This window comes from Ahrensia sp. 13_GOM-1096m, from assembly GCF_000620605.1.
GTDB classification, from domain to species: Bacteria; Pseudomonadota; Alphaproteobacteria; order Rhizobiales; family Rhizobiaceae; genus Ahrensia; species Ahrensia kielensis.
The window spans coordinates 35,323-58,215 of the sequence record NZ_JIAX01000014.1 but is presented as its reverse complement, the minus strand read 5'-3'; the positions used below and the strand labels follow the sequence as shown (position 1 = coordinate 58,215).

Below are 22,893 nucleotides of genomic sequence, written 5' to 3'. Positions count from 1 at the left end.
GAATTCATTGGCTATAGGAAAAATCATTTTTTCTGCCATTTAGCGGCCTTTATCTGTACAGGGCGTTCAAACGCTTGCACCTTGAATAAAATTAGCGCATAGCGACGGCGCCTAAATGGAGGCAGCCTGCCTCCGGCTTTTAAACTCGATGGAGACTAAATAAATGGCATTCCTGGCTGACATTCTTTCCCGTGTAAAACCATCCGCGACAATTGCTGTCACGCAGAAGGCTCGGGAGCTTAAAGCCACGGGCAAGGACGTCATTTCGCTTTCCGTTGGTGAACCTGATTTTGATACGCCGCAAAACATTAAAGATGCAGCGATTGACGCGATCAATCGGGGCGAAACAAAATATACGCCCGTATCTGGTATTGTGCCGCTGCGCGAGGCGATTGCTGCGAAATTCAAGCGCGAAAACGATCTTGAATACACACCGGCGCAGACTATTGTTGCCACTGGCGGCAAGCAGATTTTGTTCAATGCTTTTATGGCGACGCTCAATGCGGGCGACGAAGTTATTATTCCTGCGCCTTACTGGGTGAGCTATCCTGAAATGGTGGCGATTTGTGGTGGCACGAATGTGTTCGTGGAAACCAAAATCGAAGACAATTTCAAACTGACTGCAGAAGCGCTTGAAGCGGCGATTACACCGAAAACAAAATGGTTTATGTTCAACTCGCCGTCAAACCCATCTGGCGCTGCTTATTCATATGATGAGTTAAAAGCGCTGACCGATGTGCTTGTGCGCCATCCGCATGTGTGGGTTTTGACCGACGATATGTATGAGCACCTTTGCTATGGTGGGTTTAAATATTACTCACCAGCGCAAGTAGAGCCTAAGCTTTATGATCGCACGCTCACCATGAACGGTGTTTCAAAAGCCTATGCGATGACAGGCTGGCGCATTGGTTATGCCGCTGGGCCGCTTGAACTTATCAAGGCGATGGACATGATCCAAGGTCAGCAGACATCGGGTGCGTGTTCTATTGCACAATGGGCAGCAGTTGAAGCGCTTAACGGTCCGCAAGACTATATTGAAGAAGCGCGCGGCAAGTTTGAAGAGCGCCGTGATCTTGTTGTGTCTATGCTCAATCAGGCATCTGGTCTTGAATGTCCAAAGCCAGAAGGTGCGTTTTATGTTTACCCATCATGCAAAGCGCTGATTGGCAAAACAGCACCATCGGGCAAAGTGATTGAAACGGACGAAGATTTCGTCATGGAATTGCTGGCCGAAGAAGGCGTTGCGGCTGTTCATGGTTCGGCCTTTGGTCTTGGGCCAAACTTCCGCGTTTCCTATGCGACATCAACCGACATACTGGAAGTTGCTTGCGAACGCATTCAGCGCTTCTGTGCTGCTTGTAAATAAGCAGGCTTAAATGTGAATGATAAGAACGGGGGCAGGTGATGATCGGCCCCCGTTTTTGATTATTAATATGCGCGTTTATTTGCGGCACGCCGCTTTATTTTCTGTTTTTCTTTTGGACTGAGCGGATCATTTTGTGCAGCGATTTACCGCCAGCCTTGCGTTCAGCCAAGGTCGATGAATTAAAGCGCTCTTCGGCAACCAATTTGTTCCATCGAGCAAGCCTCGGCGCGTCAATCTCTCCCTCTGCCAACGCTTTTTGAATGGCGCAGCCAGGCTCTGTTTCATGGCTACAGTCTCTGAAGCGACATTGAGATACGAGCGTGACTATATCGTCAAAGAGTTCTGCAATCCCAGCTTCAGCATTTGTCAGCTGAAGCTCACGTATTCCAGGGGTATCCAGTATTGCACAGCCATCGGGTGCGAAGTGCAATTGACGGTGCGTTGTCGTATGGCGTCCCTTGCTGTCATCTTCTCGAATGGCTGCTGTTGCTGCGATGTTGCTTTTAAACAGAGCATTGACCAGTGTGGATTTTCCAACGCCTGATGACCCTAAAAACGCAATAGTTTGTCCATGTTTGCACCATGGGGAGAGCTTGGCAATTGGCTCGTCCGTTCGAGCGTTGAGCACTTCCACAACGACACGGTTTGAAATTGCGCTTGCCGCTTCAACATAGGCTGCCGGATCATCACAAAGATCGACCTTTGTAAGCAGGATCACCGGCGTGACTTCTGCCTCGAAAGCCAGAGCGACATAGCGCTCAAGTCTTGCAACGTTGAAATCATCGTTACATGAAGACACGATGAACGCGGTATCCACATTGGCGCCGATTAGCTGCCGTTCGTGATCTGTGCCGGGTGCGCGGCGTTCAAAAACACTGCTGCGCTCTAACACCTTGCTGCGGGATGGGTGATGCTGATCATATAAAAGCCAGTCGCCAACCGTTGCTTCGGGGCCGGGCGGGATCGTGATATCGATGCCGTCCCCAAGTAGGCGCAAACCGCTTCTATGGATTTCGACTACTCTAACTGGTGGTGTATCAGCAAGTTCGGCAATGCTGGTTTGCTGGCTAAAGAAAGGTTTCCAGCCAAGGTTTTCTAATGGGGAGCGCTCGCGTTTTGGAATGTCGCTTGAGGCTGGTAAAAAATGGGAATAGTCCCGTGCCATTGATAATATCTTTCGTTCTGAAACACGGGTAAAGCCCGCGCCGTAAAGTGTAGGTTGACTAGGTTGCAGAAAACCAGTCGCGCAAAGAGATTGGGCGTTATTCTGGTTTAACTTTGCATCGGGAGGGCGTTTTGCCTCCCCACTTTATCAGGACATAAAATCTCCAAGAACGAGCATGACATACAGCGCGGGCAGCACAGACCATCCTTGGGGCGGCCACCCAATTTTGAATATCACCATTATAATGATCGACAAGCACTGCGCATGTCAATGATAAAACTATTGTGGGGATTTCGCTGTCGAGGGTGTCGTGAGCGATTGGACGATTGATCCATTATATGGAAAAGTTGCAGCTTGCTGATGAAACTCGGTGACGCGTATTTAAAGGTTTGTCACAGACATCATTGGTGACCAAAATGGCGCTAAGACGCAAATTCTTTTGCAGCAAAAAGCTCCTGCATAGACCATTGTTTTGTACAATGATCGATATGCATGACGGGGCAATAGCTTCGTGAGTATTCAGCCGCCTAATGAATGCGCATTGAACTCAAAAGGCGGGGCAATTTCAGGTTAAGCTGCGATGGCTTCCTTGTGAATTTTCGCGCTCTCGATTGTATGAATGTTGCTGTCTTTTACTGTCTCAACTGGTGAAACGAGTGATCTTGCAGCTTCAAAATACTGTCTTGATAGTTCTCTTGAGCCGATCAAAACTCTTTTTTCGCTTTCAAATTCTTCCTGAAGCTTAACTTTGTTCAGGTAAAATTCCGCATTGTATTTTTCGACTTTACGAGAAAGTTCTTCAATCAACTTTTTGCATTCCGCTATTTTTGCTTGATGCGCAATATCTTGATTTCGTATCATAGCTTCATGATTAGCCGTGAGAGCGGTGATCTTATTTCCTAAATTATTAAACTCTCTTTCGTGGAGAGATGATGCATATTGAACCCGCTGTGCCGAGTTTAGTTTTGAAATATTTACACCCATCATCTGCTCCTAAATGCCATTTTGTTAAGCCTATATTTAGAGAGGTTAATGAAGTTATAATGGTTAACAGGTCGTTAATGTTCGCCGCGAATTCAATAAAAATGAATGCATTGTTTGAATTTATACTTCGATGTTGCTTAGTTTGGGGTTAGCCGCTGAGCTGTGTGCGCATTGCCTGATAAATGACGGCCGTGGCGGTGTTTGCCAAATTCAGTGAGCGCACAACGGGGTTAAGCATTGGCAGGTTGAACACGCGGTCTTTCATGTCATCCAAGATTGTCATGGGCAGACCTTTGGATTCGCATCCGAATACTAAATACCCATCCTGTTGGTAATCCGGCTCGTAAACGCTCTGTGCGCCATGTTCTTCAAAAAAATAAAGGCTGTCGCGTGCTGGTTTCCGTGTTTCCAGAAAATCTTCCCAGCTCTCATATTGGGTTAGTTGAACATGCTTCCAATAATCCATGCCAGCGCGCCGCACGGCTTTTTCTTCAAGCGAAAAGCCAAAAGGTTTGATCAATATCAATTCCAAATTGAGGGCCACGCATGTGCGGCCGATCGCGCCGGTATTGTATGGAATTTCAGGTGTCACCAATACGATTTTCATGCGCGGTTCAGACATTGCGTTTGGGGCTTTCCAACTTTTTCGCGCAGCTTTGCGCTTTTTGCCCCCTGTTAACGCGGTGCGTGTGTGTTGGCAATGTCAGCTGCTCTCACATAAGAATTTCAGAAATAATTTTAGCGGTGTCGAAATCTGCAATCCTCAAACGTCACAGGGGTATCGAAACCTCAAACGGATTGGAATGAATATGATTTTTATCGTTACTCCTCTTTATGCGCTGCCTGTGGCGGCCATTTATCTTGCCTTGTGGATGCGTGTCTCAGCGATGCGCGGGGCGACGGGTGTGTCCTTTGGCGATGGCGGCAATGCCGCGCTGTTGCAGCGCATTCGGCAGCACGGCAATTGCGCAGAATGGATGAGTTTTGTGCTGATTCTCATGATGTTGGCAGAAGGCTTGGGCGCTCCAGCTATTTGGCTGCACGTATCGGGCGTGTTGCTATTGATCGGGCGGATAGCGCATCCGTTTGGTCTAAAAGCCGATACGGCAGGGCATCCGCTGCGCTATGTGGGCAATGGCTCAAACATTCTGGCCGCGCTTACTGCGATGGTTTATATCAGCATCCATATCATTGGCCAATAATCGGCACAGCTAGGAATAATTTTATGCAATATATGCTTTTAATCTACAATGATCCTGCCAGCGAACCAGCTTATGGTACGCCTGAATTTAAAGAAATGATGGGCGGGTATTTTGCTGCAAACGAGCAGATGAAGGCTGATGGTGTGCTTGTATCGGGCGAAGGGCTTCAGGGCGTTGAAACGGCGACCTCGCTGCGCATTAAAGCGGGTAAAACGGAAACTATGGACGGCCCATTTGCAGAAACACGTGAGCACCTCGGCGGCTATTATGTGATCGACGTGCCTGATCTGGATGCAGCGTTGAAATATGCTGCGCTAATCCCTTCGGCGCATTTCGGCACGGTAGAGGTGCGCCCGCTCATGAACTATAATCCAGCAGGTTAGGCCATGACCAAAACCGCTCCCTGTTCTAGCGCCCGCACCATTGCTGTGGCTAAAGAACTTGAACGTGTGATGCGTTTGGATAGGGGGCGGTTGATTGCGACTTTGGCAGCAGGGCTTAGAGATTTGAGCCTTGCTGAAGAGGTGCTGCAAGAGGCCGCTATTTCGGCGCTCGGCCATTGGGGGCGGGCGGGCCTGCCGACTTCGCCGCAAGGTTGGTTGTTACAGGTGGCACGCCGCAAGGCCATTGACCGATTGCGGCGTGATAAGCGAAGCAAACTTCACGCCGAAACATTGGCTATTCTTGCCGCTGATGATGGTGCGCCCGCTGATGACGACATTCCAGACCATCGGTTGCGCCTGATCTTTGCCTGTTGCCACCCCGCTCTGGAAACCAAATCACGCGTAGCGCTGACATTGCGCACGGTGTGCGGGTTGACCACACCAGAGATCGCTTGTGCGTTCTTGGACAATAACACCACGATGGGGCAACGCTTGAGCCGTGCTAAAGCCAAGATCGCGGCCGCTGGTATATCTTTTGCCGTGCCGGAACCTGAATTTTGGGACGCGCGATTGGATGCCGTTTTAACCAGCGTATATCTGATTTTCACCACCGGCTATATCGCCGCGCCAGATGAGCCGCGTGACCTTTGCCATGAAGCTGAATATCTGATGCGTTTGATTGACCAGCTGCGGCCTGATGATCCAGAGATTGAAGGCGCGCTGGCGATGATGTTGTTGATTGGCGCGCGCCGTGCGGCGCGTATCGGGCCAGATGGTGCAAGTTTGCCGCCTGCCGAGCAGAACCGCAGCCTTTGGGATAATGCGCGCATTGCCGAGGGACGCGCAATTCTTGCCCGTGCAGTGGAGCGACGAAAGGCAGGGCCTTTCCAGATTAAGGCTGCTATTGCCGATTGCCAGATGGCCGATACGGGCCCCGATTGGCCGCAAATTGCAGCCCTTTACGGGGCGTTATGGAAGCATGAACCGACACCTGTCGTCGCGCTGAACCACGGCGTTGCCTTGGCTGAGGCAGGCGAGCTTAAAACGGCGCTCGCGTTGGTTGAAAGCCTTGAGAGCCAGTTGCCCAATTACCAGCCTTGGCATGCGGCGTCCGCTGCATTGCATGCGATGGCTGGCGACCACAAAAAAGCTGCTGCTGCGTATCGCCAAGCGATTGCCACTGCACCAGGGGAGGCCGAAGCGTTGTTTTTGAAAAAGCGCTTGGCAAAACTGGCCCATTGAATTGAGCTTTCTAATTGTTGCGCAGCTTTGCGCAATTCGCACGGTTTTAACGCGATGTGTGTGCATTGAGCGCGTTTGTTAAAGAGGTGCGCTTTTGTGAGTTTAGGTTAAATGTGCCGGACGCTTGCATATGTTTGCATCGAAGATTGCTAATCAGAGAATAATTCTTGCAGCATTGGGCAGTCTTTTTGCCCTTTATGACAGGACGCAACGAGTTCGGTTAGCGCTATATCCATGCGTTTAAGGTCTGCAATCTTGCTTCTCACCAGATCAAGGTTGCTCACGCCGATTGCGCCTGCTTCTTCGCAGGTTTTACTGTCGGAATGGGAAAGATTGAGCAATATTTTAATGTCAGCAATCGAAAAGCCTAATTCTCTGCACCTCTTCACAAAACGAAGCCGCGCAATCGATTGAGTGTCATAGTCGCGCCGTCCTGCGGCTGTCCTATCTGGTTTTGGTGTGATGCCTTCTCGCTCATAATAGCGAATGGTCTCAATGCCCACGCCGCTCAACTGTGAAGCTTTGCCAATCGGACAGTTCATTTTCTGTTTGCTCCTGTAGTGCCTACAGGTTTTATAAAGCTGAAATGAACGGAGTAAATCTCTTATTCGTTCGCTCTGATGTAATTCAAGGTAAAACCATGAGTAATAATAAACTTCTCGCCACAGGCCTTATTGGCACTCTAATTGCGGCCTTGTGTTGCTTCACGCCGATTTTGGTTATTTCTCTCGGTATTGTCGGGCTATCGTCAATTGTTGGATATCTCGACTATGTTTTGTTGCCTGCCTTGGGCGTTTTTATACTTATTAGTGTTTACGCAATTTGGAAGCGAGGTGTCGCATGACTATCCCAGTGTCAATAATCACCTGTCCGGAATGCGGACATTCAGAAACTGAAACAATGCCAACGGATGCTTGCCAGTGGTTTTATGATTGTAAGAGCTGCGGCACATTGCTGAAGCCCAAAAAAGGCGATTGCTGCGTTTATTGTTCTTATGGTTCTGTTGCTTGTCCGCCCATTCAAGAAGATAGTGGCTGCTGTGCTGAATAAGGATCATGCACCAATCACTTTGGGCTCATTAACGTCATGAGATCAATGCATCAAAGCCGGCGCGATTATTCACGCCGCCTTTGATCTATGTGCCGAATAAAATCGGCTTATTACTTCCCGCTAAACTTGTTTAGGCGCGCTAATAGCGATGATGTATCCCAGCGGTTGCCGCCCATTTTTTGCACATCGCTATAATACTGATCGATGAGTGCGGTGCCGGGCAGGGACGCGCCATTGTTGTTTGCTTCTGCTAAACAGATCGCCAAATCTTTGCGCATCCAATCAACTGCAAAGCCGTGCTCATATTCGCCTTTGCTCATCGTCTTGTGGCGGTTTTCCATCTGCCATGAACCGGCCGCGCCTTTTGAAATGACATCAATAACGGCTTCAACATCCAAGCCAGCGCTTTGCGCAAAATGAATGCCTTCCGACAGGCCTTGAACCAGACCAGCAATGCATATTTGGTTGACCATTTTGGTGAGCTGACCTGCGCCAGCGCCGCCCATCAGCGAGACCATTTTGGCGTAGCAATCAATGATTGGTTTTGCTGTGTTGAACGTTGCTTCGTCGCCGCCGACCATCACAGTGAGGACGCCGTTTTCTGCGCCTGCTTGACCGCCCGATATGGGCGCATCTAAAAAGCCGAAACCAGCATCTGATGCAGCTTTATATAATTCACGCGCGACATCGGCTGAAACCGTTGTGTTGTCGATGAAGATTGCGCCTTTTTTCATCGTGCTGAATGCGCCGTCTTCGCCCGTTGTTACGGAGCGCAAATCATCATCATTACCAACGCAGGAAATCACAAAGTCGCAGCCCTCTGCTGCTTTTGCAGGGGTTGGTGCAGCCTTGCCGCCAAACTCGTTGGCCCATTTTTCAGCTTTTGCGAATGTGCGATTATAGACGGTGACATCATGTCCAGCCTTTGCGATATGGCCCGCCATTGGATAGCCCATTACGCCCATGCCGATAAATGCAACTTTTGCCATTGATAGAAATCCTGATTTTGAAAATGCTATTGTTGTTATGGAATAGCAGTCTCACGTCAGAAACAACACCGCTCTACTTCTGAATCAGCGCCATGCACTCGATTTTTTTCGATTCCATCAAAGTACAGGCTTCAAAAGCATCTTGCATGGATGCAAAGCCGATAATGCGGGCGCGGTATACTGTGCCGCGGCTTGTCTCAAGCGGAACGGTATATTGGCGCAGCGTATCGGCGATATTTTCCAAAGCAGGGCGGGCAAGCGTGAGCCTTTCCATCGCCCGTTCTTGGCTTGGCAATGCGCCAACCTGAATGGCATAGCGCGAAAGTGCATCGCCTTGTGGTTCGATTGAGGCGACTTGCGTATTGGCCATCGCTTCAGCAATTGCTTGCGGTTCAGTCATCACAGCGGGGGCTGCTGCTACAATCGCCTGTTCTAATTTTTCTTCAGGTGCTTGCTGCACGGATGCAATTATTTCTTTCGATTGCTTTTCGGCGTTGTCTTTTGTTTCCACGGCGGCAACAACGATAGCGGCGTTAATTTCGTCTGCAGCTTTTTGCGCTATTTTTTGTTCAGCGGCTTCTGCTTTGGCAGCTGCAATCTGTTCTGCTTTATCGGCGGCATTGCGCGCGATGAGTTGTTCTTTTGTGAGCTGATAGATGGGCTTACGGCCGTTTAAGATATCAATCGCAATCTGATCGCGCTCTTTGGCATTGCGCCCACCCATGACAACCACAATTTTATCGCCTGAAATCTCTTCGGAATAGGTGACGACATTAAAGCCCGACGCATTGATGAAACCTGTTTTAATGCCGGTAACGGTTTTCACTTTTTCAAGCAAATTGTTGTGGGTGTTCCATGTGCGGTCTTTATAGGTCACCGATGGTACGGAGAAGCGCGGAAAAAGCGTCGGGAAATCACGTTTTAAAGCCATGCCCAAAATTGCTTGGTCGCGCGCGGTGGTGACTTGCTCTTTGTTTGGGAGGCCAGATGCATTTTTGTAAACAGTGTCTTTCATGCCAAGCTGGCGGGCCTTTGCGGTCATTTTGACGGCAAAATCCTCTTCGCTGCCTGCGAGCATTTCAGCAATAGCGGCAGCAACATCATTGGCCGAGCGCACAACAAGTGCATCAATGGCTAGATCAACGGGGATGGTTTCGCCCATGCTGTGCCCAAGGCGCGAAGGTGGGCGATCTGCGGAATGACGCGATGCGACAACGCCCGTATCAAGCTTGATTTTACCGCTATCTAAGGCTTCAAACAGCAAATAGAGCGTCATCATTTTGGTCAAAGACGCAGGGTGGCGCAGCGCAGAAGCATTGTCATCAAACAATGTTTTGTTCCTGTCAACATCAATGACCAAGGCTGAACGCGGTGGTTCATAAGCTGCAAAAGCAGTCGATGAAGCCATGAGAAATGAAAGCGTTGAAACGATGATAGCGAAAATAGCGCGGCGCGAAGTCAACATGATGTCCTGTGGGGCTGTAGTGAGTTTGATCGCAATGATCCAAGATCAGTCCACTAAAATGGTAAGCGCGGCATTAATATGGCATGCATGAAAATGAGAAGGCGAAAGTTGATTTTATCCCGAATTTAGAGAATGCGGGGGATCAAGCGGACTTTCTTTATGGATTGGGACGCCTAAAAACGGCCTTAAGTCAGCCTCATTGGCGAATTGCCAGCATGGCCTTTAATGCGCCGTTCAAATGAAGGCGCATGGCTTCTTGCGCGCCAGCCTTATTGCCGCACTTTAGAAGGTCGATGATCATCGCATGCTCTTTATTATAGTGGAGAAGCCGACTTCTTGAACCAAGTTGAGATTTGCGAAAGGGCGCAAGTTTGAGGCGGATATCATGCGCCACTGATTTAATTTCATCATTATGGGCGGCATCATAGATTTTAGAATGAAAGGCCGTATTGGCATCTGCATATTCGTCAAAGGATTCTTGAGTGATCAAAAATTCCATTATTCTGTGTTGCTCTTCAAGTTCGGCAAGCTCTTTTTCTGTAATGCGATCGACAGCAAAGCCTGCGCAAACGGCTTCCATTTCCGCCATCGCTTCGAACATAGCTTTAATGTGTTCAATGCTCACATCTTTGACCACAACGCCGCGAAATGGCTGGCGTTCTGCAAGGGAGCGCGAGCAGATAATTTGCAACGCTTCGCGGATGGGTGTGCGCGATACGTTAAAGCGTTGCGTTAGTGATTTTTCGTCGAGCTTAGTGCCGGGTGTTAAAATACCGCCAACGATTTCCGCTTCCAGTTTTTCAGCGATCATCGCGCTGTGAACATTTTTCGCTGTGCTTTTCTGCATCGGACCAAACTTCAAATGGATGAATGCAGCTTAATTATTGCCGATCTTTTGGCAAGACGCACATGTTAGAAAAAAGACCTCACATATTTGGGCTTTGTTTTTGGGGGCACCTTATAAATAATTGTCATAGTCGGAGACAAGCAAATGTGTCGGTGCTTCGTCTTCTTCGATATTTGCAAAACGGCCGATTTTCATTTCAAAATCATTGTCGAGGCGGTCGTCATTTACCGTTGATACTTCGCCGATCAGAACGTCGCTGCCTTCGCCCCAAAATGCATGCCATATGCCGGGCATAAGTGTGACGCTTTCGCCTGGGGCAAGTTTGAGAAGGCCGCCTGCCGGTAGTGTTTTAAGCCGCCCGTCGACGGGAACAACAACATCAGAAGTGCGGTCAATGGAGCCGTCTGCAGCGCCTGCAAATAATTCTAAAACAAGTGTGCCGCCGCCACGGTTGATAATGTCTTCTGCTTTTAGAAAGTGCCGATGCATAGGCGATAGCTGGTCCTTGCGGCTAATCATGATTTTTTCAGCATAAAGCATGCCAGAACCATTTTTGATGTCTTGAACAAGACCGTTTCTGACCGTGAAGAGAAACAGACCTAATTCGTCATATCTGCCTTGACCGTAATCGGTAATGTCCCAGCCCATGCCGCGCTCTTTCAGCATAGCGTGGTCGCTTGCTTTCAATTCTTCTGGCGTCTGGTACGCAAAGGGCGGCAGAACATAACCAAATGAACGAATAAAGGCATCGCCTTGTTTCAAAATCTCATTGATTTGTGAGCGTTTCATAAAATGTTCTCCGTTGGGGACATCAAAATGGTCGGATCATTTTGATGCAAAGCTAGGTGGCTGTTATGCCAGATCGAAAGTTCAGTTTCTATGGGCATGTTAAATGCGGTTTTGCGTCGGTGGTAGCTGACATTGGGAGGGTAAATCTTCTGTGCAAGGTTTAAGACCTAAAGCCTTATTGGCGAAGTTCTTCACGTAAGAATTCATAAAGGCGCGGATCTTCTGCATGACCGACATTGAGTCTTATCCCATGGGGGGCTGAATCCTTATCGATAGAAAATAATGAGCCCGGTGCAATGAAAATGCCCTTTGCGGCGGCGGCTTTTGCCAGCGCAATATCATCGAAGCCTCTTGGAAAGCGCGGAAAGACATAATAGCCATTTTTAGGCGGGGCGAAGCAGTCGAGCCCAATGCTTTCAAGGTTTGATAGGCTGGCCGCTGTTGCTTTTTCAATGCGGTTTTTAAGCCGCTTGATATGTCGGCGGTAGTGACCATTGCTGATAACATTGCTGACAATGCGCTCAATATGGCCCGAACTATTGACCACTGTGATCATTTTTAAAGCTGTGAGTGCGGTTATAAGATCAGCGCGTCCTGCAATGTAACCTGTGCGCATTGCCGCTGAGAGCGTCTTAGAAAATGTGCCGACAAAAATCACATTTTTGAACTGATCAATCGTAGATAGTAAAATATCGCTTGGTCCCATTAAGTCTTTGAAGGGATCGTTTTCGACGATGGTTACGCCGTGGCGCTCGGCAATCGACAGCACAGCATGCGCTGTCGGTAAATCGATAGAGCTGCCCGTTGGGTTGTGTGCATAGGACTGCGTGAAAAATAATTTGGCATTTGTGCGCTGAAGCTTTTCTTCAAAATCATCAGGACTTGGCCCGTTGGCCAAACGTTTGACGCCAACAATATTCACCTGCGCTAATTTGAGTTTGGCAAAAAGTGGATAATAGCCGGGGTCATCAACCAGAACCGTATCGCCCGGTGCGAGAAAGTATCGGATGATCATATCAAGCGCATGGTTGGCGCCCAGCGTCATCAATATCTGATCGGGATCAACACTGATGGCGCGCTCGCCAAAACCGATGGCAACAAGTTCGCGAATTTTACGAATGCCTTGCGCGGCACCGTAGCCTTCCTCATTTTTGCGCAATGCGTTCGGCCCCAAATAGCGCTTTATTTCAGACTCTTCCGTCCAGCTGGTTGGCGGTCTGCCGTCGCCTGCGCGGATGGAATAGGACTTATCTAGCTGAGCAGAAAGGAGCGAGACAATGTCTATCGCCTCTGAAACATGAACAGGGCGCGGTGACTGGCTTGGTGTTTTAGCAGCGTTTACGACGAAGCCAGAGCCGTGTTTTGGCGTCACTAATCCTGCTGACGCTAATCGTTCATAGGCTTCGATGACGGTGTTTTTGGAGACGCCAAAGCTTTCCGCAGCTGCGCGAATAGAAGGCAGGCGGTCACCTGGGCGCAAAGCACCTGACTTAATTTGCACTTTGAATTGCTGGCTCAAGCGATCTGTAAGCGTCTGTTTTCGCGGCTTTGTTGGATGACCATATTGCATATTTGTACCCTGAATTTTGAGGGTACAGTTCAAGTTCAATTAAGCAAACTGTACCTTTTTATATGGTATCAGTTAGATAGGTTACGTCAAAATAAAAATTCTATCGGGGAGGTAGGCGGTTTTGTCTGATACTGAACAAAAACAGCCAAGTGCTAATTATAATTCACGCGTTGAAGGACTTCGCGATCTTTCGCCCGATGAGCGCCGCGCAAAAATTGCGGGCATCGTTGGCCTGACGTCAGAGCAGAGCGATCTTTTGCGCGGCGTTGAAGCGCTGCCTTTGCACATTGCCGATGGCATGATTGAAAATGTCATTGGCAATTTTGAATTGCCGATGGGCGTTGCGAGCAATTTTACAATCAATGGGCGCGACTATCTTATTCCTATGGTGGTTGAAGAACCGTCTGTGATTGCTGCTGCTTCTTACATGGCGCGTATTGCGCGTGGATGCGGCGGGTTCACAACATCAAGCAGCCAGCCGATCATGCGCGCTCAAGTTCAGTTGACGGGATTGACCGATCCCTTTGGCGCACGGGCCAAATTGCTTGGCGCACGCGATGAAATCGTCGAAAAAGCAAACCAGCAAGACAAGTTGCTCGTCAGCCTTGGCGGCGGATGCCAAGATGTTGAAGTTCATATTTTTGAAGATACGCCTGCAGGACCAATGGTTGTGCTGCATCTTCTTGTTGATGTACGCGATGCGATGGGCGCCAACACTGTTAACACGATGGCAGAAGCTGTTGCGCCAATGGTTGAAACGATCACTGGCGGCAAAGTGCGGATGCGTATTCTATCCAATCTTGCTGACCGCCGTTTGGCGCGTGCCCGTGTGGAGCTAACGCCGCAAGCGCTTGCGACCAAAGATTTTACGGGCGAACAGATGATCGACGGTATTCTTGAGGCGTGTGCCTTGGCGATCGTTGATCCTTACCGTGCTGCTACCCACAATAAGGGCATCATGAACGGCATTGATCCTGTGGTTGTTGCCACAGGCAATGATTGGCGTGCGATTGAAGCGGGTGCCCATGCTTGGGCTGCGCAATCGGGTCGTTATACATCGCTTAGCCGCTGGGAGCGTGATGGTTCTGGCAATCTTGTTGGCACCTTGGAATTGCCAATGGCGATGGGGCTTGTTGGCGGTGCGACCAAAACACACCCTGCAGCCCGCGCAGTGCTTGATATATTGCAGGTTAAATCAGCACAAGAATTGGCTGAAGTAACCACAGCCGTTGGCTTGGCGCAAAATATGGCAGCACTTCGCGCTCTGGCAACAGAAGGTATTCAGCGCGGCCATATGGCGCTTCATGCGCGCAATATTGCAATTTTAGCAGGTGCTACAGGCGAGCAGATCAGTCAGATTGCTAGCGAAATGGCACAGGCAAAAGATGTGCGGGTGGACCGCGCAAAAGAAATTCTTTCGAGAATGTAAGACGTTACTGTCATAATCTATGGGAGGTCTAATATGACAAATAAATCGAGACGTAGTTTTTTCAAAGCAGCGGGCGCTGGCATGCTTGCCGCACCTGCAATCGTTGCAGTTTCAAGCTTGGAAGCGCGTGCGCAAGAAAAAGTCACATGGCGTATGCAAGCGCTATGGGGCGGCGGTACAACGCCAATGCTTTATGAAGAAAAATTTGCCAAACGGGTTAGCGAACTAACCGGCGGCAGCTTTGAAATCACAACATTTGCCGGCGGCCAGATTGTGCCATCTGCACAATCATTTGATGCGGTGCGCGGCGGTGCATTTGAGCTGATGAAAACATTTGACGGTTACACAGCTGGTAAAATTCCGTCACATGGATTTTCGTCAACTGTGCCGTTCGGTTTTCCTGAAGCTGATATGTATGAAGCATGGTTTTATGAAGCTGGTGGATTGGACTTGGCGAAAAAGTCCTACGCACCTGCTGGCCTGACATATGTCGCACCAACTGTTTATGGCGAAGAGCCGCTTCACTCTAAAGTGGCGATCAGAACAATTGCCGATATGAACGGTCTGAAAGGCCGCTTTGTTGGTCTTGCTGCCTCTGTGTTGGCCGATTTCGGTGTTGCAGTATCACCATTGCCGACATCAGAAGTTTATTCTGCGCTTGATAAAGGCCTTATTGATTTTGCTGACCGCGGCGACGTGAAAGCAAACTATGAAGAAGGTCTGCATGAAGTTGCAAAATATCTGATTTTGCCAGGCTTCCACCAGCCAACAACAGCAACGTCTTATGTGGCTAACACAGCTGCCTATGACAAGCTCAGCGATCAACATCGCGCTGCGCTAGAAGTGTCGGCACGTGAAGTTTCAGGTGCATTGCGCCAGAACATTATGGTCGATAACGCTGAATATCTTGCTAAGTTTGAAGCTGCTGGTGTGGAAATTATCCGCCTAGATGCGGCTGATATTGCACAGGCACGCGTTAAAGCCGTCGCATCATGGGAAAAAGCGGCCAATGGCGATGCTGTTGCGCTGGAAATGATGAACACACAAAAAGATCTTATGGCTCAATTCGGCCTTTTATGATCTAGGAATTCCAGACCGCATATATTCATCTATGCGGTCTGGTAAATCTGGGAAAATAACTCATGCTCTATGCAGCGCAACTCGTAACGCGGGTTAATAAACTTCTATTTGATAGCGTCAAATGGGTGATTTTTCTCATCGCAGGATTGATGCTTTTTGAAGTCATCTCCCGCTACACATTTACCGCGCCCACCTCTTGGGCGCCGGAACTTGCAACCTTGCTTTTTGGTCCGTTCTTTTTGTTCGGCGGTCCTTATTTGCTGCATATTGGCGGCCATGTGGCCGTTGATATTGTCAGCGCAAATGCCAAGGGGCGCACGAAGCTTTTACTGACGGCTTTATCGATGCTGCTTGCATTGGTTTTTGGCGCGATCCTTTTGCGCTTTAGTTTGCCGCTTGCTGTGAGCGCTTTTGAATATGGTGAAACCAGCTATTCGGGCTGGAACCCTGTGATATGGCCCGCCAAAGCGGCGCTGCCTTTCGCGGCTCTACTTTTAATATTGCAGGCGCTTGCTGAGTTGATTGTTCTGTTTAGCGGAAAAGAGACTGCGCAATGACCAGCTCATTCATTCTTATTGGTATGTTCAGCTCACTTGTTGCGCTTATGCTTTCGGGCGCGGGACTGGCATTTGTTCTGGGCGCGATTGCGTTTTTGTCGACCATTTTCATCTGGGGTCCGAACGCGCTGATTGTTACCACGCTCAACACGTTTGAGACGATGACATCGGAATCCCTGATGGCTATTCCGCTCTATGTGTTGATGGCATCAATTCTTCAGAAATCCGGCATCATTGAAGATTTATATGAAGCCATGGAAAAATGGTTCGGCAATCTGCATGGCGGACTGGCTATCGGCACTGTGGTTATCTGCACGATTATGGCGGCCATGACTGGCGTTGTTGGCGCAGCGGTGGCGGCAATGGGTATTCTTGCTCTGCCGTCGATGCTCAAGCGCAAATATCATCCACCTCTAGCGCTTGGCGCTATCTGTGCTGGTGGCACGCTTGGCATTCTTATTCCGCCATCTGTCGTGACAATTGTTTATGCGATCACAGCGCAGATTTCGATCGGCAAAATGTTTATTGCCGGTATCATTCCAGGCATTATTTTGGCGGCGAGTTACAGCATTTATATCTATGTGCGTGCACGGCTTGACCCAAGCATTGCACCGATCAATGAAGATATGGCAGACATTCCGCTTGGCGAAAAACTGCGCGCTTTAAAAACGCTCATCTTGCCTTTCTTTGTCATTATCAGTGTTCTTGGTTCTATTTATGCTGGTATTGCCACGCCAACGGAGGCGGCAGCTGTTGGGGTGTTTGGCGCTATCTTATCAAGCGCTATTTCAGGACGCTTGAAGGTCGATCAGCTTTCACAAGCGGCCGCTGACACATTGCGTGTGACCGCTATGATCTTATGGATTACCATTGGTGCGCGTGCCTTTATTTCCGTGTTTGTTGCAACGGGCGGTGCGGATTCTATTTTGAGTTTTGTGCAAGATCTTGAAGCATCACGCTGGGTGGTTTTGGCCGCTATGATGTTCATTCTGATTTTGCTTGGCCTGTTCCTTGATGAAATTGGCATCATATTACTTTGTGTTCCGGTGTTCTTGCCAATCGTGAAACTGCTTGGCTTTGACCCGCTCTGGTTTGGTGTTTTGTTCATGATCACCGCGCAGATGGCCTATATTACACCGCCGTTTGGATACACCTTGTTTTATTTAAAAGGGGTGCTGCCTGATCACATTGGTATTGGCCAAGTTTATCGCGGTGTTATTCCATTCTTTTTGATCCAAGTTGTGGTGCTGATCTTGTTCATTATGTTCCCGCAGATCGTTACATGGTTACCGGAACTTGGTTCTGCGCAATTACAGTGAGCGTGAATTATGCCTGACAAACCAGACATCACAATCTTTGAGGTTGGCCCGCGCGATGGCTTGCAAAACGAAGCGCAACATGTCGGCCTTAATGACAGGTTGAAGCTGGTCGAATTGCTGATTGATAGCGGATTAAAAGCGATTGAAGTTGGTAGTTTTGTCTCGCCGAAAGCCGTGCCGCAAATGGCTGACACGGAGGCGTTGATTGAGCTTTTGCCACGGCCAGAGGGTGTGCGTTATTCAACGCTTGTTCCCAATCTTAAAGGCATGGAAAAAGCGATACAGGCACAGGTGCATGAGGTGGCGATTTTTGCCTCAGCGTCGCAGAGTTTTTCGCAGCGCAATATTTCGTGCAGCATTGAAGAAAGCTTTGAGCGTTTTGCACCAGTAATGGCAAAAGCCAAAGCGGTGAATATGCCTGTGCGTGGTTATTTATCCTGCGCGTTCGGGTGCCCCTATGAAGGCGAGATTGCCGTTGATGCAGTTGTTATGGTGGCGCGGAAATTGATGGCGCTGGGCTGCTATGAAGTTGCGGTCAGCGATACGATTGGAATAGCAACACCACAAACCACGCAAGTGGTGATGCGCAGCGTGATTGACGAAATCGGGGCAGGGGTAACGGCTGCCCATTTTCATGATACGCACGCACGGGCGCTTGATAATATTAAAGCCTGTTTAGAGCTGGACGTGACCACTTTTGACAGCGCGGTTGCCGGGCTGGGCGGTTGTCCTTATGCCCCTGGTGCAACGGGCAATGTTGCCACTGAAAGTGTTGTTGATATGCTTGCTAAGCTGGGGCTATCCACTGGCGTGGACATAGCGAAAGTAAATGTGGCGGCAGACTATATTTCTAATGTGCTCAAACCAAGTAGCGCTCTTTAAGGCTGCATTATTCGCATATATTCTCTTTGATGAAACAGTTTGAGCCAATGCAACCATCCCAGCCTTCAGCTTTGATGGATTGTGATTTTTCACTGAATTCACCTTCGACAATTTTAACGGACTTGATTTTGTCGAACCGGAAAATTCGTTCGGATGCATAATCGCGGCCCTTGGTGCATCCACGCTTTTGCCAGCCATGCATATACATCTGGCCATTATTGCCAATTGCAATTTGATGCACATCAATGAGACGTGGAAGACAGCCTTTGCTGGCGTCTTTGTCGTAAACCATTTCGATGGATTGATTTGTCTTTGCCGCTTCGCAAAGCGCAGCTTCATGCTTTGATTGGGCTAGAGCAGGCGAGGATAGCGAAATGGAAACAATAAACGTTGCGATTGTTTGGCTTATTTTCATTGCTGCGCTCCTCAAGATAAGGTGCTTGTCTAACGCATTTTGAGCGTTTTTCACAGGGCTTAAAAACCACTGTGAAAATCGTTGTCTCTGCGCGAAGTCTTTCTAAAGCAAGGCGATGCTATTACCGTTTAGCGATAATGAGCGGTAGAATAATAATCAGCATAAACAGCCGGAATATGTGGTGAGTTGCTACAAAGACGGGATCATAGCCCAAGGACAAAGCAATTGCGGCCATGCCTTCCACGCCGCCTGGCGCATAGGAAACCCAAACCTGGCCAAATGGAACGCCCAAAATGGGGGCGACCAAAGCGCTGGCAATTGCTGAGATACTTATCGCTAGGGTTGAGAGTACAACACCAGCGACAGCTAATTTGCGCAATTCGCTGGCTTTAAATTGACCAAAGCGCGAACCGATGACACCGCCTGCAACCACAAATCCTATAAACAGGATCGGTTCCCATGGCCGTCCGTTCACCCAGCCAGCGCCATGCGCGATGCCAGAAACGATAAGGCCGGCGATCAACCATGCCGCTGGCAAGTTAAACTTCTCAAACAGCTTTGCTAATAGAAAAGAGCCCACCAGCAAGACGAGACTGACAATAACGCTTGTTGACGCTTCTGCGTGCGTTGAGCTTGGCAATTCGCCGCCAAGCACCGTGACAAGCGGCGGAAGGAACACCGTAATGGCAAACAGTCTGATGCCTTGCAGCACGGTGACTGTTCGAACATCGGCTTTCTTATCGACAGCCAAGACGAGTGCATATGACAATGCGCCGGGGGAGGTTGCGAGCAATGCGGTTGTGCTGTCGGTTGCAAAAAAGCGTTTGAGTATCAGCGTTGCGACCAAGGTTGCGATAACCAATGTTACGGTCAAAAGCACCAAGCTGAGCGAGAAGCGGCTGATATCAGATAAAATTGTGGGTGTTATACCTGCACCCAAGGTTAAGCCGATAATGGCAAATGCAGTGTTGCGCCAGATGTTGGGCACCTGCGGTTTTGCACCCATGAGTGCGCAGATCGTGACCGCTATTGTGCTGCCCACCAGAGCGGGCGCTGGCATGTGTAAATACATTGCCAGCGCCCCACCTATGCTGCCTGCTGCCAAAGCAACGGCAAATCGTAGTAGTTCTTGATTCATAGAGCTTACGTTGTTGCACCTTTAGCAGCGCGGCGACGACGAATGCCAAACCAGATTGGTAGAATGACAACCGTTGCAGCCAAAATGTAAAGAACTACACTATCGATTGATGTAAACAAGATAGACCAATCACCACCAGAGATGGAAAGTGCACGGCGCAAATTATCTTCGAACAGGCCACCGAGCACGAAGCCCAAAATAACCGGTGCAAGAGAAAATTCGAGTTTACGCAAGAACCATCCAAAGACGCCCAAGCCAATAATCATATATAGATCATGCGGGTTTGAGACGACCGAATAAACACCAATAAATGCAAGTACGGCAATGAGCGGTGTTAGATATTGCTGAGGAATGGTCAACATGCGGGCAAAGAGGCCCACAAGCGGCAAGTTGATGATCAAAAGTGCCAAATTGCCAAGATACATTGAAGCAATCAAACCCCATGCGATTTCTGGGCGGTCGGTGAACATCAAAGGTCCAGGTGTTACGTTGAACAGGAGTAAAGCACCAAGCAAGATGGCTGTTGTGCCTGATCCTGGAATGCCGAGTGTCAACATAGGCACCATTGCACCGCCCGCTGCCGCATTGTTGGCAGATTCAGGTGCAGCAAGACCGCGTGGGTTGCCCGTTCCGAATGTGTTTTCTGTATCGGAAATCCGCTTTTCGGCGCCGTAAGCAACAGCTGAAGCAACGGAAGCGCCTGTACCGGGCAAAATTCCAATGAAAAAGCCGATGAACGATGAACGTATGATTGTCCATTTGCACAAGGCAAGATCTTTCATCGAAACAAAGGTTTTGTCGATTTTAAGAGCCTTCAATGTGCCCGCGGATTGTTGTTCAACAAGGTGGATAAGCTCCGCCATGCCGAAAAGACCAATGACGATAACTAGGAAATCTATGCCTGCAAGAAGATCAGGTACGCCAAATGTAAAGCGCACCACGCCAGTGTTTGCATCAATGCCGATAGATGCAAGCATTAGGCCGATCAGTGCACCGAGGAATGTTTTGACCGGATTTTTGCCAATCAAAGATGCCAATGATGCGAACGCAAATACCATCAACGCAACATAGTCTGATGGTGAAAACGTAACGGCGTAAGATGCAAGAAGAGGGCCAAAGAGGCTCATCAATACAACGGCAATTGTGCCGCCGACAAAGGAGGCGACAGCCGATAATGAAAGCGCACGGCCAGCTTCCCCATTTTTAGCCATTGGGTTGCCGTCAAGCGTTGTCATCACCGCACTAGCATCACCTGGTACATTCAAAAGGATAGAGGAAATACGACCGCCATACTCTGCGCCATAATAAATACCAGCGAGAAGAATAAGCGCAGATTCCGGTGGTAAGCCCAAGCTATAGGCGATCGGTAATAGTATAGCCACGCCGTTGATCGGACCAATGCCCGGTAGCGCGCCAATGAGTGTTCCTGCAAAACATCCTGCTAGAACGAGAAAAAGATTAAGTGGCTGTAGGGCAACAGAAAAGCCCTGTGCCAATCCTGAGAATACGAGATCCATTATACTACTCCAAAAAAGCCAGTAGTCCGGCAGGTAAGTTGAGATCAAGCAGGATCGTGCCGATTACATAGCCCAAGACTCCGGTCACAACTGCGAAGATAAGAGATGCTTTGATATTTGCTCCGAGCATTACGGAAAGCGCGGCGCAAAAAAGGAATGTTGCAATCACGAATCCTGCAGGTTGGAACAACCAAGCATAGGCACTGAGCATAACCACCAAGCCTGCGAGGCGTATCCAAGTTTTACGCTCAACGTGGAGGTCCCATACATCTGGCTTATAAATAACATAGGCACAGCAAAATATGGCTAATACGCTTAAAATTCTTGGCCAAGTTTCTGGTCCAAGAGGGTCATATTGGAAAGGGGCTTTGATGAGTGTGAAAGCAATAAAGCTATAGGTTATTGCACTGATTAAGAGCAATGAAGCAAAAATTCTATCGGCCATAATGTCCTCCCTAATGGCAGATGTGGCAGGGTAATTAGCCCTGCCACATTGTAATTTATTCGATTAGGCCAGCTTCCTTTGCAATAACGCGCATACGCTCAACACGAAGAAGCACGTCTTCTTGGAATTCCTCACCAGCCATATTGAGAGGCAGTAAGCCTTTATCTTTCTGGATCTGAGCAAATTCTTCAGTTTCATAGGCTGCTTTGAATGCATCAGCCCACGCATTGTAAGCTTCATCAGAGACGTTTTTACCCATGTAGAAACCGCGTAGAATGACCCATTCTGCACCTTCATAGCCGAGTTCTTTTGTGGTCGGGACTTGGTCGAATGGTGCTTCGAGACGCTCAGGGCTCATAACTGCGAGAATGCGCAATTTGTCTCCGCCAACATAGGAAACCAATTCGCCTACATCGCCTGTATATGCCTGAATGGAATTGCCCAAAAGCGCGGCAATTGCTTCGCCGCCACCATCGAATGCAACATAGCGCATTGCTTTAGGATCAAGATTGCGAGATTTGACCATCAACGCACCCTTCATCCAGTCTTGTGAGCCGACGCCGCCGCCAGCACCAATTGCGATTGAGCCAAGATCGGCTTCAAGTGCTGACATCAAATCATCAAGTGTTTTGTATTCACTGTCAGCATTAACAACAATCGCGCCAAAATCGGCACCTGCAGTTGCTACAAATTTGACGTCTTTTTCAGCGAACTGACCGTATTTTCCGGTCGCCATGTTCAAAAGTGAACCTGATGAAAACGCAACAATTGCGTTGGGATCATCTGTGCGTGTTGTGTTGAAGAGGCTAATTGCAACAGCGCCGATGCCGCCAGGCATAAAGGTCACTTGCATTGGTCTGCTGGTCATTGAAGCAAGGCCAGCCTGCGCAACACGGCAGGTAATATCAAAACCACCGCCCGGTTTTGCTGGTGCAATGCACTCAGGCTTGTCAATTGCCATTGTGTGTGATTCAGCAAAAGCGAGTGTTGTCAATGAAGTGGTGAGACCGGCAGCGAAAGCTACGCTGGTCAAAAGGTTTTTGAACATGATGTTCCTCC

General features: G+C 49.0%; 25 protein-coding genes. 11 read left to right on the top strand and 14 right to left on the bottom strand.

All coding sequences use genetic code 11. The features are described from left to right. Positions 1–163: 163 nt before the first annotated feature. On the top strand, positions 164–1,366 hold the full coding sequence (locus tag N530_RS0112525) for a pyridoxal phosphate-dependent aminotransferase (protein WP_026480964.1): 1,203 nt from the start codon (positions 164–166) through the stop codon (positions 1,364–1,366). 94 nt (positions 1,367–1,460) lie between these two features. Here the strand turns inward: N530_RS0112525 and rsgA are convergent, their stop codons facing one another. The 3 genes from rsgA to N530_RS0112510 all read right to left on the bottom strand — a co-directional run bounded on the left by rsgA (position 1,461) and on the right by N530_RS0112510 (position 4,137). After that, a complete protein-coding gene (rsgA, locus tag N530_RS0112520; protein ID WP_026480963.1) occupies positions 1,461–2,531 on the bottom strand; it encodes a ribosome small subunit-dependent GTPase A in 1,071 nt (356 codons plus the stop codon). Positions 2,532–3,101: 570 nt separating this feature from the next. Beyond that, positions 3,102–3,518 carry a hypothetical protein gene (locus N530_RS0112515; RefSeq protein WP_155851989.1) on the bottom strand — a complete coding sequence of 139 codons (417 nt, stop codon included), beginning with the start codon at positions 3,516–3,518 and terminating at the stop codon, positions 3,102–3,104. A gap of 145 nt (positions 3,519–3,663) precedes the next feature. Beyond that, complete coding sequence (locus N530_RS0112510) at positions 3,664–4,137, bottom strand: tRNA (cytidine(34)-2'-O)-methyltransferase (RefSeq protein WP_026480961.1); 474 nt, start codon at positions 4,135–4,137, stop codon at positions 3,664–3,666. Between the two features lie 187 nt (positions 4,138–4,324). Here N530_RS0112510 and N530_RS0112505 point away from each other — a divergent pair, with 187 nt between their 5' ends. Genes N530_RS0112505 through N530_RS0112495 form a run of 3 tightly spaced genes read left to right on the top strand, consistent with a single transcriptional unit; the run spans position 4,325 to position 6,342 of the window. Beyond that, positions 4,325–4,717: an MAPEG family protein gene (locus N530_RS0112505; RefSeq protein WP_026480960.1), complete on the top strand. Its 393-nt coding sequence runs from the start codon at positions 4,325–4,327 to the stop codon at positions 4,715–4,717. Between the two features lie 23 nt (positions 4,718–4,740). After that, entirely contained in the window at positions 4,741–5,100 is a 360-nt protein-coding gene (locus N530_RS0112500; RefSeq protein WP_026480959.1) for a YciI family protein, read from the top strand. Positions 5,101–5,103: 3 nt separating this feature from the next. Continuing rightward, positions 5,104–6,342: an RNA polymerase sigma factor gene (locus N530_RS0112495; RefSeq protein WP_026480958.1), complete on the top strand. Its 1,239-nt coding sequence runs from the start codon at positions 5,104–5,106 to the stop codon at positions 6,340–6,342. A 149-nt stretch (positions 6,343–6,491) separates the two neighbouring features. Here the strand turns inward: N530_RS0112495 and N530_RS0112490 are convergent, their stop codons facing one another. Next, positions 6,492–6,884 (bottom strand): MerR family transcriptional regulator, encoded by a 393-nt coding sequence (locus N530_RS0112490; protein WP_026480957.1) that lies wholly within the window; start codon positions 6,882–6,884, stop codon positions 6,492–6,494. Positions 6,885–6,982: 98 nt separating this feature from the next. On the opposite strand from N530_RS0112490, the gene merF reads away from it, so the two are divergent. Continuing rightward, positions 6,983–7,186, top strand: a complete 204-nt coding sequence (gene merF, locus N530_RS0112485; protein WP_026480956.1) for a mercury resistance system transport protein MerF — start codon at positions 6,983–6,985, stop codon at positions 7,184–7,186. After that, entirely contained in the window at positions 7,183–7,392 is a 210-nt protein-coding gene (locus N530_RS19365) for a GDCCVxC domain-containing (seleno)protein (protein ID WP_081773961.1), read from the top strand. The genes merF and N530_RS19365 overlap by 4 nt, the downstream gene beginning before the upstream one ends. A 110-nt stretch (positions 7,393–7,502) precedes the next feature. Here the strand turns inward: N530_RS19365 and N530_RS0112475 are convergent, their stop codons facing one another. The 5 genes from N530_RS0112475 to N530_RS0112455 all read right to left on the bottom strand — a co-directional run bounded on the left by N530_RS0112475 (position 7,503) and on the right by N530_RS0112455 (position 13,052). Then, positions 7,503–8,411 carry an NAD(P)-dependent oxidoreductase gene (locus N530_RS0112475; protein ID WP_256374327.1) on the bottom strand — a complete coding sequence of 303 codons (909 nt, stop codon included), beginning with the start codon at positions 8,409–8,411 and terminating at the stop codon, positions 7,503–7,505. Positions 8,412–8,454: 43 nt separating this feature from the next. Continuing rightward, positions 8,455–9,846, bottom strand: a complete 1,392-nt coding sequence (locus N530_RS0112470) for a D-alanyl-D-alanine carboxypeptidase family protein (protein WP_026480953.1) — start codon at positions 9,844–9,846, stop codon at positions 8,455–8,457. Positions 9,847–10,042: 196 nt separating this feature from the next. Continuing rightward, the gene (locus tag N530_RS0112465) at positions 10,043–10,693 is read right to left on the bottom strand and encodes a GntR family transcriptional regulator (RefSeq protein ID WP_035267111.1); all 651 of its coding nucleotides are present in this window, start codon (positions 10,691–10,693) and stop codon (positions 10,043–10,045) included. 111 nt (positions 10,694–10,804) lie between these two features. Further along, positions 10,805–11,482, bottom strand: a complete 678-nt coding sequence (locus tag N530_RS0112460; protein ID WP_026480951.1) for a D-lyxose/D-mannose family sugar isomerase — start codon at positions 11,480–11,482, stop codon at positions 10,805–10,807. A 175-nt stretch (positions 11,483–11,657) separates the two neighbouring features. Continuing rightward, positions 11,658–13,052, bottom strand: coding sequence for a PLP-dependent aminotransferase family protein (locus N530_RS0112455; protein WP_026480950.1), 1,395 nt, complete (start codon positions 13,050–13,052; stop codon positions 11,658–11,660). 121 nt (positions 13,053–13,173) lie between these two features. Between N530_RS0112455 and N530_RS0112450 the strand changes: the two genes are divergently transcribed. The 5 genes from N530_RS0112450 (at position 13,174) to N530_RS0112430 (ending at position 18,319) form a co-directional block, all read left to right on the top strand. Beyond that, a complete protein-coding gene (locus N530_RS0112450; RefSeq protein ID WP_026480949.1) occupies positions 13,174–14,481 on the top strand; it encodes a hydroxymethylglutaryl-CoA reductase, degradative in 1,308 nt (435 codons plus the stop codon). A gap of 33 nt (positions 14,482–14,514) precedes the next feature. Then, positions 14,515–15,561 carry a TRAP transporter substrate-binding protein DctP gene (gene dctP / locus N530_RS0112445; RefSeq protein ID WP_018690002.1) on the top strand — a complete coding sequence of 349 codons (1,047 nt, stop codon included), beginning with the start codon at positions 14,515–14,517 and terminating at the stop codon, positions 15,559–15,561. Positions 15,562–15,623: 62 nt separating this feature from the next. After that, positions 15,624–16,118: a TRAP transporter small permease subunit gene (locus tag N530_RS0112440; protein WP_026480948.1), complete on the top strand. Its 495-nt coding sequence runs from the start codon at positions 15,624–15,626 to the stop codon at positions 16,116–16,118. Next, entirely contained in the window at positions 16,115–17,437 is a 1,323-nt protein-coding gene (locus N530_RS0112435; protein ID WP_026480947.1) for a TRAP transporter large permease subunit, read from the top strand. The genes N530_RS0112440 and N530_RS0112435 overlap by 4 nt, the downstream gene beginning before the upstream one ends. Before the next feature lie 9 nt (positions 17,438–17,446). Next, a complete protein-coding gene (locus N530_RS0112430; protein ID WP_026480946.1) occupies positions 17,447–18,319 on the top strand; it encodes a hydroxymethylglutaryl-CoA lyase in 873 nt (290 codons plus the stop codon). Between the two features lie 7 nt (positions 18,320–18,326). On the opposite strand, the gene N530_RS0112425 is transcribed toward N530_RS0112430, so the two are convergent. From N530_RS0112425 to N530_RS0112405, 5 genes are all read right to left on the bottom strand, one after another. Further along, on the bottom strand, positions 18,327–18,734 hold the full coding sequence (locus tag N530_RS0112425) for a WYL domain-containing protein (RefSeq protein ID WP_026480945.1): 408 nt from the start codon (positions 18,732–18,734) through the stop codon (positions 18,327–18,329). A gap of 121 nt (positions 18,735–18,855) precedes the next feature. After that, a complete protein-coding gene (locus N530_RS0112420; protein WP_051540936.1) occupies positions 18,856–19,872 on the bottom strand; it encodes an AbrB family transcriptional regulator in 1,017 nt (338 codons plus the stop codon). 5 nt (positions 19,873–19,877) lie between these two features. Continuing rightward, positions 19,878–21,389, bottom strand: a complete 1,512-nt coding sequence (locus tag N530_RS0112415; protein WP_026480943.1) for a tripartite tricarboxylate transporter permease — start codon at positions 21,387–21,389, stop codon at positions 19,878–19,880. 4 nt (positions 21,390–21,393) lie between these two features. Beyond that, complete coding sequence (locus N530_RS0112410; RefSeq protein WP_035267109.1) at positions 21,394–21,834, bottom strand: tripartite tricarboxylate transporter TctB family protein; 441 nt, start codon at positions 21,832–21,834, stop codon at positions 21,394–21,396. Between the two features lie 55 nt (positions 21,835–21,889). Then, positions 21,890–22,882, bottom strand: a complete 993-nt coding sequence (locus tag N530_RS0112405) for a tripartite tricarboxylate transporter substrate binding protein (RefSeq protein WP_026480941.1) — start codon at positions 22,880–22,882, stop codon at positions 21,890–21,892. Between the last annotated feature and the right edge of the window lie 11 nt (positions 22,883–22,893).